Annotated in this window: 10 protein-coding genes; 3 read left to right on the top strand and 7 right to left on the bottom strand. The window is 60.7% G+C overall.

The window, feature by feature from the left end; genetic code table 11:
- Positions 1–89: 89 nt before the first annotated feature.
- Complete coding sequence (locus ACJ8PE_RS22670; RefSeq protein ID WP_047025984.1) at positions 90–869, top strand: class I SAM-dependent methyltransferase; 780 nt, start codon at positions 90–92, stop codon at positions 867–869.
- An 11-nt stretch (positions 870–880) separates the two neighbouring features.
- Here ACJ8PE_RS22670 and ACJ8PE_RS22665 read toward each other — a convergent pair whose 3' ends face one another.
- Together ACJ8PE_RS22665 and ACJ8PE_RS22660 are read right to left on the bottom strand one after the other, a co-directional pair.
- Positions 881–1243, bottom strand: a complete 363-nt coding sequence (locus tag ACJ8PE_RS22665; protein WP_021504152.1) for a YibL family ribosome-associated protein — start codon at positions 1241–1243, stop codon at positions 881–883.
- 73 nt (positions 1244–1316) lie between these two features.
- Positions 1317–2783 (bottom strand): aminotransferase-like domain-containing protein, encoded by a 1467-nt coding sequence (locus ACJ8PE_RS22660; RefSeq protein ID WP_033652304.1) that lies wholly within the window; start codon positions 2781–2783, stop codon positions 1317–1319.
- Positions 2784–2931: 148 nt separating this feature from the next.
- On the opposite strand from ACJ8PE_RS22660, the gene ACJ8PE_RS22655 reads away from it, so the two are divergent.
- Complete coding sequence (locus ACJ8PE_RS22655) at positions 2932–3540, top strand: LysE family translocator (protein WP_096242701.1); 609 nt, start codon at positions 2932–2934, stop codon at positions 3538–3540.
- Here the strand turns inward: ACJ8PE_RS22655 and ACJ8PE_RS22650 are convergent.
- The 4 genes from ACJ8PE_RS22650 to ACJ8PE_RS22635 all read right to left on the bottom strand — a co-directional run bounded on the left by ACJ8PE_RS22650 (position 3537) and on the right by ACJ8PE_RS22635 (position 8568).
- The gene (locus tag ACJ8PE_RS22650; protein WP_016929575.1) at positions 3537–4088 is read right to left on the bottom strand and encodes an MltR family transcriptional regulator; all 552 of its coding nucleotides are present in this window, start codon (positions 4086–4088) and stop codon (positions 3537–3539) included. The genes ACJ8PE_RS22655 and ACJ8PE_RS22650 overlap by 4 nt on opposite strands.
- 94 nt (positions 4089–4182) lie before the next feature.
- Positions 4183–5328: a mannitol-1-phosphate 5-dehydrogenase gene (locus ACJ8PE_RS22645; protein ID WP_099782492.1), complete on the bottom strand. Its 1146-nt coding sequence runs from the start codon at positions 5326–5328 to the stop codon at positions 4183–4185.
- Between the two features lie 58 nt (positions 5329–5386).
- Positions 5387–7306 (bottom strand): PTS mannitol transporter subunit IICBA, encoded by a 1920-nt coding sequence (locus ACJ8PE_RS22640; protein ID WP_108680012.1) that lies wholly within the window; start codon positions 7304–7306, stop codon positions 5387–5389.
- 542 nt (positions 7307–7848) lie between these two features.
- Entirely contained in the window at positions 7849–8568 is a 720-nt protein-coding gene (locus tag ACJ8PE_RS22635) for a DUF3053 domain-containing protein (protein WP_025304780.1), read from the bottom strand.
- Positions 8569–8787: 219 nt separating this feature from the next.
- Between ACJ8PE_RS22635 and ACJ8PE_RS22630 the strand changes: the two genes are divergently transcribed.
- Positions 8788–9792 (top strand): Fic family protein, encoded by a 1005-nt coding sequence (locus ACJ8PE_RS22630; RefSeq protein ID WP_197760401.1) that lies wholly within the window; start codon positions 8788–8790, stop codon positions 9790–9792.
- A 40-nt stretch (positions 9793–9832) separates the two neighbouring features.
- On the opposite strand, the gene glyS is transcribed toward ACJ8PE_RS22630, so the two are convergent.
- Positions 9833–11902, bottom strand: coding sequence for a glycine--tRNA ligase subunit beta (gene glyS / locus ACJ8PE_RS22625; protein WP_042783397.1), 2070 nt, complete (start codon positions 11900–11902; stop codon positions 9833–9835).
- Between the last annotated feature and the right edge of the window lie 7 nt (positions 11903–11909).

Here is an 11909-nt window from a genome sequence, read left to right as displayed (position 1 = left end):
AAAATGAAAAACGTGCGGCGAATGCCGCGTTAACCCTTTTCTTCCGCCTATACTGTAGCCGCACGTTTTTTCAGCCAGGAGCCAGGTATATGACCACCCCGACCCATTCGATTCATCACGCCGCCGCCGAGGGCTATCAGGCCAATGCCGATCGCTATGTGAAAGGCCGGCCGGATTACCCGCCGGAAATCGCCGCCTGGCTGCGTGACGTCATCGGCCTGCACGCCGGCATGACGGTCATCGATCTCGGCGCCGGCACCGGCAAGTTCACCCCGCGCCTGCTGGAAACCGGCGCGCAGGTGATCGCCGTCGAACCGGTGCCGCAAATGCTGGAAAAACTGTCGGCGGCGCTGCCGCAGGTGAAAACGCTGGCGGGCACCGCCGACGCGATCCCGCTACCGGACGAGTCGGTGGATGCCGTGGTGTGCGCCCAGTCCTTCCACTGGTTCGCCACGCCGCAGGCGCTGGCGGAAATCCAGCGCATTCTCAAGCCCGGCGGCAAACTCGGCCTGGTGTGGAACATGCGCGATGCGCGCGTCGGTTGGGTGCGTAAACTGAATCAGATCGTCGATAGCCACGAAGGCGATGCGCCGCGTTTCTATACCGGCGAATGGCGCAAACTCTTCCCGTTCAAAGGCTTTGAACCGCTGCAGGAGCAGGTGTTTATGCTCGGCCACCGCGGCGCGGTGGAGGACGTGATCTACAACCGCGTGCGTTCAACCAGCTTTATCGCCGCGCTGCCGCAGCCGCAACAGGAGCAGGTTATCGATCGGTTGCGCCAACTGGTGGAGGAAGAAGAGGAACTGCGGGGCAAGGACACGGTCACCGTGCCCTATCAGACCAAGGCGTATTTCACCACCAAGGTCTGACGCCCGGGGATTCAGAACGCTTTCTTGGCGTAGCCGGTGACCGCTTTCAGGCCCATCTCGCGGCCCAGCGCGGTCATCGGGTGCACCACAATCAGCCCGCGCGCGCTTTTCTTCAGCGCGCCCATATCGGCCTGCTCTTTCTTGGTGATCTCGCGGCTGAACGGCAGCTGGCTCAGCTTCTGCGCTTCGGCGCTCAGCTTCTCGCCGCGCACGTTTTTCAGGCGCTCGATCTCCGTCGCCAGCTTCTCTTTCTCTTTGGTGTGCTGCGCGATCAACTCAGGGTTGCCCTGTTGGATCACGGTGGCGTCTTTGTGGTTCAAGGCGTCCAGCAGGTCGCTCAGGCGCTTGATCTCTGCCTTTTCTTTCTCTTTCATGGTCTATTGCCCGTTGTGCCCAAAATGGCACGCTAATCAATGATACCGGCATTGTAGCAAAAGGCGCGCGCCGTTACCCGTCCTGTGCAATGCCGGGCGGCAGGCCGCTCATCTCGCAGGCCCTGGCGCCGAGCCGAGCCAGCGCCTGGGTGTAGCGCGCGTTGAACGGGTAGCAGCAGGAGAGCCGCAGCGCGTTGCGGTAGCGCCCGCTCGGGGAATACAGGGTGCCCGGCGTCAAACAGATCTGCTCCTCCAGCAGCTGATGGAACAGCGCCACGCTGTCCACGCCGGGGGGGAATTCGACCCAGAACACGAAGCCGCCCGCCGGCTGCGTGGCCAGCGTGCCGCGCGGGAAATGCCGGGCGATCAGCGCCCTCGCCTCGTCGACCTGCGCCGCATAGCGCTTGCGCAGGTTGCGCAAATGGTGATCGTAGCCGCCGCTCTCCAGGAAGGTCGCCAGCGTTTCCGACAGCAGCTGCGACTCGGACATCGACGACACCGCCTTCAGCTTGCGCAACGCCTCGTGAAAACGGCCGCCGCAGATCCAGCCGACGCGAAAATCCGGCGCCAGCGTTTTGGTGAAGCTGGAGCAAAACAGCACCCAGCCGTCGCGATCGAACGCCTTCACCGCCGGCGACAGCGCGCCGCCGAACTGGATCTCGGCATACAGCCCATCTTCAATCAACGGCACCTGATGATCGTTCATCAGCCGCGCCAGCCGCTTTTTCGCCGCCAGCGGCATGGTGCAACCCAGCGGGTTTTGCACCGTCGGCATGGCGATCACCGCATTCAGCCGCTTCTCGTTCAGCAGCAGCTCCAGCGCGTCCAGCGACAGCCCCAGCTGGGGATCGGTAGGGATTTCCAGCGCTTTCAGCCCCAGGCTGGCCAGCAGCGGCAGCAGATAAAAGTAGGTCGGCGACTCCAGCCCGACGCAGTCGCCCGGTTTGGTGGTGACGCGCAGCGCCAGCTGCAGCGCCTCCATGCAGCCGTGGGTCAACACCACGTCGCCCGGCTCCAACAGCATGCCGAGCGTCATTGAGCGGCGGGCGATCTGCTGACGCAGCCGCAGGCTGCCGGGCGGCAACGGATATTGTCCGATCAGACCCGGCTGGCGGCGCAGTTGGGAAGACAGCATGCGCCCCAGTTTGCCGCCGGGATAGAAATCGCTGGTCTGCGGGCAGGCCAGCGCAATGTTGGTGAAGGCCGGATTCTGCTGGGCGGCGAACACCGTATCGATCAACGCCAGCACGTCGTCCGCCGGCGGCTCGATGCGGCCGCTGGGCGCCGAGGCCATCTTCAGCGCCGGCAGCGTGCTGCGGACATAAAACCCCGACTGCGGCCGCGCTTCGATCAGCCCGCGATCCTCCAGCGTGCGGTAAGCCGACACCACGGTATTGATGCTGACGCGATGGGTTTGCGCACAGCGCCGCACCGAAGGCAAGCGGTCGCCGGGCTGCAGCGTGCCGCGGCGAATGGCTTCGGCCAGCGTATCCGCCAGCTGCAGGTAACGGGTATCCGGGGTTTCATCGAGCAAGGTCACAGTTTCTCTCCAGGCAATGGGTACAGTTTACATTTCATACAACTGTAACCATGACAATATCCGATTTTTGATTCTGTCACCATCCCATCGCAGCGATTATGCTGATCCTCTCGTTATTACCGTCATTTTCACGTTCAAGGAACCTGCCATGCTGGACTCCGCCTTTGTCAGCTACGTCACCGTCATGTCGATCACCCCCGGCCCCAACAACCTGCTGCTGGCCTCGTCGGGCGTTAACTTCGGCCTGCGCCGCACCCTGCCGATGCTGTTCGGCATCTGCGTCGGTTGTGCGGTACAGCTGGCGATCATTATCCCGCTGCTGGCGCTGGCGCTGAGCTGGGCCGGCGTCATCCGCCTGCCGCTGGCGGCGATCGGCTGCGCCTATCTGCTGTGGCTGTCATGGAAGCTGTTTCAGGCGGCCTCGCCGGACGCCAAAGAACAGGCGCAGCCGATGAGCCTGCTCAGCGGCGCGCTGTTTCAGGCGGTCAACCCAAAGGCCTGGCTGATGGTGATCAACGTGGCGATCCTGTTCACCCCGCGCGAAGGCGCCACTTTCGTCCATACGCTGTCTATCATCGCCGGTTTCGCGCTGCTGAACTTGCCGTGCGTGCTGCTGTGGGCGGTGTTGGGCGACCGGTTGCGCAACGCGCTGCGGGTCACCTGGAAACTGCGCGCCTTCAACGGCGTGATGTCCGGGCTGATGGCCGCCACCGCACTGTGGTTGCTGTTCGACGAATGGCGCGCGGCCTTCGCTTAGCCGCGGCCGAGAGGAGAAAGTCGGGAAGGTTGTTTGGCGCCGATGCCGGCGATCAGGTCGGTAATGGACAACACCATGGTGGAGCGCACCATCTGCTGATAGCGCTGGCGCTGCATGGCGATCAGCGCTTCATCCGCCTCGCCCGGCTGCAGGAAGGTCGGCACCGGCGGCAGCGCGGCCACGCAGTGCAGCTCGCCGAACGGCCCGAGGATTTCGTCGTCGACGAAGCGGTATTCCGAACCGTCGTGGTTCAGCTCTTCGCGCATCGCCATCAGCAGCTCGGCATCTTCATATTCGTGGCGGGAAATCACCCCCAGCCCGTACATCAGCTTCAGGCGCACCGACAGCTCCCCTAGCGGGCCGCTGCCGGACAATAGCGGTTCGACGGCGTATTTCACCGCGTAGTCGTCCTTGCGGAATACCTGCACCACCAGCACGTTGAGCGCTTCCGCCAGCAGCTCTACCGCCGCGATCAGGAAGCTGCGCACCGTTTTGCCCGCGTTCAGCTTTTCCAGAACCTGGTTTTCAAATGCCTGTGCTTCTTCCATCGTCGCTTTTCGAAAGGCGTGGGGAGGGCCGTCGATGCCGAACTCGGGTTCCAGGAGCGCAGCAAGCTGCGCTCGGGTGTTCATCATCACGATTCTACTTGTGCATGGCGTTATACACAGCAACGGCCTCTTCTACAACCTCGCTTTCCGCCGGCAGGCCGGAAATTTGCGCCAGCGCGGCTTTCGGCCCGAGCGTGTTCAGCAGTTCCGCCAGTTCCTGCGCCTGCGGATCCTGTTCGCTGCGGTAGCTCATGGCGGCGGCGATGCCCTGGATCAGGTTGGCATGCGGCAGGCCGTATTCCAGCGTGCCCAGCAGCGGTTTGATCAGGCGATCGCCGGCGCTCAGTTTGCGCAGCGGCTGGCGCCCTACGCGCTCGACGTCGTCGTGCAGATACGGATTTTCAAAGCGGCCGAGGATTTTGTTGATGTAGGCGGCATGCTTGTCGGCGTCGAAGCCGTAACGCTTGATCAGCACCGCGCCGCTCTCTTCCATCGCCCCTTTCACCACGCGGCGGATCGCCGGCTCGAGAATGGCGTCGCGAATGGTTTGCAGCCCGGCCCGTTGGCCGAGGTAGGCGGTGATGGCGTGGCCGGTGTTAAGGGTGAACAGCTTGCGCTCGACGAACGCCATCAGGTTGTCGGTCAGTTCCATGCCGGCGATCGCCGGAGGCTGGCCTTTAAACTGCGTCTGATCGACGATCCATTCGCTGAAGGTTTCCACCGTCACTTCCAGCGGATCGCTGCTGTCCGCCGGCGGCACAATGCGGTCGACCGCCGAATCGACGAAGCCGACGTGCTGTTCAACCCATGCCTGCTCGTCCTGCGGCAGCGCGGCGAACACGTGCTGCTTCAGCTGGCTGGTGCCGCGCACCATGTTCTCGCAGGCGATGATGTTCAGCGGCTGCACATTGCCCTGCTGATGGCGCAGCACCAGCCCTTTGGCGATCGTGCCGGCGATTTTGGCGAGAATTTGCGGACCAACGGCGGTGGTCACCAGATCCGCCTCGGCGATCAGCGCCGCCGCAGCCTCGCTGCCGCTGTTGACGGCGCTGACGTTGTTGACGCGCTCCACGCGCTCTTGCTCGCCCACCACGTGCACCGAGTAGCTTTTTCGGCTGTTCAGCAGATCCAGCACCGTTTGATTGACGTCGGCGAAGGTCACCTCAATCCCCGCGTCCGCCAGCAGCTTGCCGATAAAACCACGGCCGATATTCCCTGCGCCAAAATGTAATGCTTTCATAACTCTACCTTCTTAATGTCGAAGGGTGCAGCAAGCTGCACCCTTTAAAATGATTCCGTTATCCGGCTTTTTTGCCGCCGAGCAGGTCCAGCACTTCCTGAACGCTGGTGGTATTCGCCAGCCGCTCGATCACGCTCTCGTCATCCAGCGCGTTGGTCAGGCTGGTGATCACCTGAATATGCTCGTTGTTGCGCGCGGCGATGCCGATCACCAGACGGGCCACTTCATCCTCTTCATCGCCGAAGCGCACGCCCTGCGGGTACTGACAGAACACCACGCCGGTGCGCAGCACCCGGTCTTTGGCCTCGATGGTGCCGTGCGGCACGGCGATCGATTCGCCCAGGTAGGTGGAGGTGAGCTTTTCGCGCTCCAGCATCGCCGGCACGTATTCCGCCTCGACGTAGCCGCCCTTCACCAACTGCTCGCCGGCGAAGCGGATCGCCTGCTCTTTGTCGCTGGCCTGCAGGTTGAGGAACACGTTGCTCTCGCTCAGCTTGAACAGGTTCGGTTCCCCGGCTTCAAAGCTGTCGTCCAGCGCGCCCAGTACCTTCTGCTGGTTGTCGGTGGTTTTGTTGACCGCCACCAAACGCTCAACCAGATCGCTGTACAGCTTGCTGTCGAGGAAGTTGGTCAGCGAGATGTGCTGGGCCTGCGGCGCGTGACGCATCGCGCGCTCGGTCAGATCGCGGTGGGTGATCACCAGATCCACGTCGTCCGGCAGGCTGTTGATGGCGCTGTTGGTCACCGAGATGTTCTTCAGCCCAGCATCGGCCACTTTCTTGCGCAGCACCCCGGCGCCCATGGCGCTGGAACCCATGCCCGCATCGCAGGCGACGATGATTTTGCGCACGGTGCTCAAATCGCCGTCGACCGATGCCGCCGCCGCCGCGCCGCCTTTGGACTGCGATTTCATCTCTTGCATGCGACGGGTCGCGGCTTCCAGATCGTCATCCTCTTTCACCTTGGAGGTTTTCAGCAGGAAAGCGGATACCACGAAGGAGACGGCGAAGGCTGCGCATACCGCCGCAATGTTGGCGAAGTAAGCGCCTTTCGGCGTCATCGCCAGCACCGCCAAAATCGAACCCGGGGAAGCCGGAGAAACCAGGCCGCCGTTCAGCATCGTCAGGGTAAAGACGCCGGTCATGCCGCCCAGGATCACCGCCAGCAGCAAGCGTGGGTTCATCAGCACGTAAGGGAAGTAGATTTCGTGGATGCCGCCCAGGAAGTGAATGATTGCCGCACCGCCGGCGGATTGCTTGGCGCTGCCGCGGCCGAAGAACATGTAGGCCATCAGTACGCCCATGCCCGGGCCTGGGTTGGCTTCAATCAGGAAGAACACCGACTTGCCGGCTTCCGTAGCCTGCTGGATACCCAGCGGCGAGAAGATGCCGTGGTTGATGGCGTTATTGAGGAACAGGATTTTCGCCGGTTCAACGAAGATGGACGCCAATGGCAGCAGGTTGTTCGTCACCATCACGTGCACGCCCGCGGCCAACAGTTTGGAGAGCACCTCCACCAGCGGCCCGATGCCGAGGAAGGCCAGGATCGCCAGCAGCATGCCGATGATGCCGGCGGAGAAGTTGTTCACCAGCATTTCAAAGCCGCTTTTGATCTTGCCGTCCACCCAGCGATCGAAATGCTTGATGGCCCAACCGCCCAGCGGGCCGGCGATCATCGCGCCGAGGAACATCGGCATGTCGGCGCCGACGATGACGCCCATGGTGGTGATGGCGCCGACCACGCCGCCGCGATCGCCGCCCACCAGCCGCCCGCCGGTGTAGCCGATCAGCAGCGGCAGCAGGTAGGTGATCATCGGGCCGACCAGCTTGGCCAAGGTCTCATTCGGCAGCCAGCCGGTTGGAATGAATAGCGCGGTGATAATCCCCCAGGCGATAAAGGCGCCGATGTTGGGCATCACCATGTTGCTCAGGAAGCGGCCAAAGTTTTGCACTTTAACCTTGATGTCTGGTGAAAACATAAAACACACCCCTATTGTTACGCGCTGACAATAGAGCGCGTGATTATTGTTGTGACGATCCAGCCGTGTTGCCGCTGTATGCGAAACGGACTCTATCACGCTGTTTTTGTCACGCGAACTTCACGGATTTTTTGTGATACAAATCACACACAACACCACAACAAACCACCCTTTATAGTGACTAAGATCACATTTATGGCGTGTAAAAAAAGCACAGTGAGAAAAAAGTCGCCACAAAACCCCCAATAAAGTGACTATGATCACATTTTTTAATTGGCGTTTTGTTTTTGAATTGTGACATTAGTCACAATTTATTTTTAGCTGCAGCGCCGATCGCAACGCTCTGTTTGATCTTCCCTGTGAGCACTCATCCCGCTGGGAACTAGCGAAGTGATGAATGAAAGAAAACTACATTGCCTAATGAATGGATTAATTGAAGTGTAGTACAGAAGCCTGCGCAATAAGCCAGCAAGCGATTGGAAACGCTGAGGGGAAATAAAACAGGCCGGCAATGCCGGCCTGTTTCGCGCCTGGACGCGTTATTATTGCGTCACGCTTTGAATGGTTTTCTGCGCATTCATCAGGTTCTGCTGCTTAGCCACCAGATTCGACATCATGGTGTTGTATTGCGCCACCTGCTGCGCAGTGCGGAACTGCACGCCGTTGTTGTTGAAGCTGACCTGATTGCCCTGGCTCTGCAAGAAGTCGCCGACCTGCACCAGATCCTGCACAAAGCTGGCGGTAGTCGGGATCGCCGGCATCAAGGCGTTGGCCGGGGCGGTGACTATCTTGTCATAGGCCTGGTTGTACACCGCCTTCAGATCGTCAGGCTGCTTCAGCGCCGCGTGGGCAGTATCCGCCTGCGATTTGGCCGACTGGATCTGCTGGCCCAACAGGTTCAACGCCCCGACCGATTGCTGCAGCGCGTCGCGTTTGTTCAGGTAGTCCTGCGCGGTACGGATCTGGTTAATCTGATCCAGCGCCGGGGTCAGGCTGGCGCCGACCGACTTGGACAACTGCTGCGAAAAGCCGACCAATATCGCGTAATCACCGGCATAGTTGCCGAACTTCTGTTTCTGGTCTTCGCTCAGCGTGGGGATATTCGCCCCGCTGCGCATCACGGTATTCTGTAAGTAATCGATAAATGCTTTGCGCTGTTCCGGCTCTTTATCGCCGCAGGCGGTCAATTGCATGACCACCAACAATGCCAATACCGGTGCCAACCAACGCGCGAAACCTCTGCTCTGGATCCCTACCGCCATGTGACATAACTCCTGTTATAAACCTGCTTTTTCATTGGACTCCGCCCCTTTTTCCGCACTCCGTGCGCCTATAAGAATAGATCAACTGGCGGCGTTCCGATACGCGATTCCGCTTGCGGTGAACATTGGCTCGGCCGGAGGCGGTTGAAAACGGCGTACTGCACGTGCCACGCACGCATGGTACACTTTTCCAACGTTTATCGTCGGGCCAACTTGCTCATGTCCTCTTATCAGCCACCGTTGACCATCACGCCCTCCATTCTGCATCTGGCGACAGACGTCGGCGCCGCATTGGCCCGTTTGACGATACAAGCGGAACAAGAGCATGCATTGCGGCTAAGGCGCATCAATCGGATCCGCACTATTCAAGGTTCGTTGGCGATCGAAGGCAATACCCTGAGCGAAGAGCAGATCACCGCTATCATCGCAGGTAAGCGCGTCATCGCCCCTCCGCGTGACGTTCAGGAAGCGATGAATGCCATCCATTGCTATACCAACCTGAATCATTGGCATCCCGAAAATGAACGCGATCTGCTTGCCGCACATGGGATGTTGATGAACAGCTTACTGCCTGATGCTGGCCGCTATCGTCAAAGCGGCGTCGGCGTGATGAACGGCAATGTTGTGATCCATATGGCTCCACCGGCGGAACGCGTACCGTTGCTAATCCGTCAATTGCTCATCTGGCTGCAACAAACCGACCTGCCACCGCTGATCGGCAGCTGTGTATTTCACTATGAATTCGAATTTATCCATCCCTTTGCCGATGGAAACGGCCGTATGGGACGGTTGTGGCAAACGCTGATTTTGTCACGCTGGGATCCGTTGTTCGCCAACGTGCCGGTTGAGAGCCTGGTACATGATAACCAACCCGGATATTACCAGGCGCTGAATACCAGCAACCAAAAGACCGATTGCTCACCCTTCGTTGAATTCATGCTGGAAATGATTCTAAAAGCGCTTGAGTTGAGCATTACCCCCCAAGTCACCCCCCAAGTCACCCCCCAAGTCGCTGACTTGCTAGCGGCGCTGCAAGGGGAGATGTCGCGAGAAGCGCTCCAGAATGTTCTACAGTTGCAAGATCGAAAATCTTTCCGCGAGCGCTATCTACAGCCGGCCTTGAATGCGGGTTGGATTGAAATGACGCTACCGGATAAACCCAAGAGCCGTTTACAACGCTATCGCTTGACCGCTGCCGGTATCAGACTGTTACGCCAACCATAAAAAAGGCGCCCGCAGGCGCCTTTTCACAGCAAAGAATCGCTTACTGCAGCACGGAGATATCCGCCACCTGCAGGAACAGCTCACGCAGTTTGCTCAGCAGCGTCAGACGGTTAACGCGCACTTCCGCATCGTCCGCCATCACCATCACGTTGTCGAAGAACGCATCCACCGGCTCACGCAGCGCGGCCAGTTCCACCAGCGCTTCCTGGTAGTTGCCCGCCGCGAAGTACGGCTGCAGCTTGTCGCGCAGCACCACCAGGTGGGTCGCCAGCTGGATCTCCGCCGCATCCTTCAGCACCGATGCGCGCACGCTGTCGTTCAGCGTTTCGCTAGACTTGGCCAGAATGTTGGAGACGCGTTTATTGGCCGCAGCCAATGCCGCCGCCTCGTCCAGCGTGCGGAAATGGGATACCGCCTTGACGCGCGCGTCGAAGTCGGCCGGTTTGGTCGGACGGCGCGCCAGCACCGCCTGAATGGTATCGACCGCGTGGCCTTCTTCCTGATACCAGGCGCGGAAACGACCCAGCATGAATTCCACCACGTCGTCGACCACCTTGGCGTTGGTCAACTTGCTGCCGTACAGGCGCACGGCCTCTTCGGTCAGAGTCTGCAGATCCAGCGGCAGGTTTTTCTCGACGATGATGCGCAACACGCCCAGCGCGGCGCGGCGCAGCGCGAACGGGTCTTTATCGCCCTTCGGATGCTGCCCGATGCCGAAGATGCCGGCCAGGGTGTCCATCTTGTCGGCGATCGCCAGCGAGCAGGCCACCAGCGACTGCGGCAGCGCATCACCGGCGTAGCGCGGCTGATACTGCTCGTTCAGCGCAACGGCGACGTCTTCCGCCTCACCGTCGTGGCGCGCATAGTGCATGCCCATCACACCCTGGGTGTCGGTGAATTCGAACACCATGTTGGTCATCAGGTCACACTTCGACAACAGGCCAGCGCGGGTGGCGTGGTTGACGTCGGCGCCAATCTGGCCGGCAACCCAGCCCGCCAGCGCCTGGATGCGATCGGTTTTGTCGCGCAGGGTGCCCAGCTGCTGTTGGAACAGCACGGTTTCCAGGCGCGGCAGGTTGTCTTCCAGACGTTTTTTGCGGTCGGTGTTGAAGAAGAACTCGGCGTCGGCCAAACGCGGACGCACCACCTTCTCGTTGCCGGAGATGATCTGCTGCGGGTCTTTCGACTCGATGTTGGCCACGAAGATAAAGTTAGGCAGCAGTTTGCCTGCGGCGTCGTACACCGGGAAATACTTCTGGTCGCCCTTCATGGTGTACACCAGCGCTTCCGCCGGCACCGCCAGGAATTTCTCTTCGAATTTGGCGGTCAGCACCACCGGCCATTCCACCAGCGAGGCCACTTCTTCCAGCAGGCTGTCGCTCAGATCGGCCTTGCCGCCGATCTTCTGCGCCGCCAGTTCGGCGTCGCGTTTGATAAGGGCTTTGCGCGCTTCGTAGTCAGCGACCACTTTGCCGCGCTCCAGCAGGATCTGCGGATATTGGTCGGCATTGTCGAGGGTGAACTCGGCTTCGCCCATGAAGCGGTGGCCGCGCACGGTGCGCGCGGATTCGATGCCCAGCACGGTGCCCGGGATCAGATCGGCGCCCAGCAGCATCGTGACGGTGTGCACCGGACGCACGAACTGCACGTCGGAATCGCCCCAGCGCATCAGTTTCGGGATCGGCAGCTTGCCGAGCGCGGTGCTGACCATGCCGGCCAGCAGTTGTTGCGCCGACTGGCCTTTGACATGGGCGCGGTACATCAACCACTCGCCCTTGTCGGTCACCAGGCGCTCCGCCTGATCGACGGTGATGCCGCAGCCGCGCGCCCAGCCTTCGGCCGCTTTGCTCGGTTTGCCTTCGGCGTCGAACGCCTGAGCGATCGCCGGGCCGCGTTTTTCAATTTCGCGATCGGCCTGCGCCGCGCTCAGGTTGGCCACTTTCAGCGCCAGGCGGCGCGGTGCGGCGAACCAGCTCACGTCACCGTGTTCCAGGCCGGCGTTGTCCAGCTCGGCGGTGAAGTTGGCGGCGAAAGATTCCGCCAGGGAACGAAGAGCCTTCGGCGGCAGCTCTTCCGTGCCGATTTCCACCAGGAAAGTCTGTTGAGTCATGGCTGCC

This window comes from Serratia sp. CY74737, from assembly GCF_052166775.1.
Lineage (GTDB): Bacteria > Pseudomonadota > Gammaproteobacteria > Enterobacterales > Enterobacteriaceae > Serratia > Serratia ureilytica.
The sequence above is the reverse complement of the archived record's forward strand: the minus strand, read 5'-3'. Positions and strand labels throughout refer to the sequence as shown.

Excerpts from the sequence above, each read along its gene's own strand:
- ACJ8PE_RS22670 (WP_047025984.1), top strand. The coding sequence starts at position 90 with ATGACCACCCCGACCCATTCGATTCATCACGCCGCCGCCGAGGGCTAT.
- ACJ8PE_RS22665 (WP_021504152.1), bottom strand. The coding sequence starts at position 1,243 with ATGAAAGAGAAAGAAAAGGCAGAGATCAAGCGCCTGAGCGACCTGCTG.
- ACJ8PE_RS22655 (WP_096242701.1), top strand. The coding sequence starts at position 2,932 with ATGCTGGACTCCGCCTTTGTCAGCTACGTCACCGTCATGTCGATCACC.
- ACJ8PE_RS22650 (WP_016929575.1), bottom strand. The coding sequence starts at position 4,088 with ATGGAAGAAGCACAGGCATTTGAAAACCAGGTTCTGGAAAAGCTGAAC.
- ACJ8PE_RS22645 (WP_099782492.1), bottom strand. The coding sequence starts at position 5,328 with ATGAAAGCATTACATTTTGGCGCAGGGAATATCGGCCGTGGTTTTATC.
- ACJ8PE_RS22640 (WP_108680012.1), bottom strand. The coding sequence starts at position 7,306 with ATGTTTTCACCAGACATCAAGGTTAAAGTGCAAAACTTTGGCCGCTTC.
- ACJ8PE_RS22635 (WP_025304780.1), bottom strand. The coding sequence starts at position 8,568 with ATGGCGGTAGGGATCCAGAGCAGAGGTTTCGCGCGTTGGTTGGCACCG.
- ACJ8PE_RS22630 (WP_197760401.1), top strand. The coding sequence starts at position 8,788 with ATGTCCTCTTATCAGCCACCGTTGACCATCACGCCCTCCATTCTGCAT.
- glyS (WP_042783397.1), bottom strand. The coding sequence starts at position 11,902 with ATGACTCAACAGACTTTCCTGGTGGAAATCGGCACGGAAGAGCTGCCG.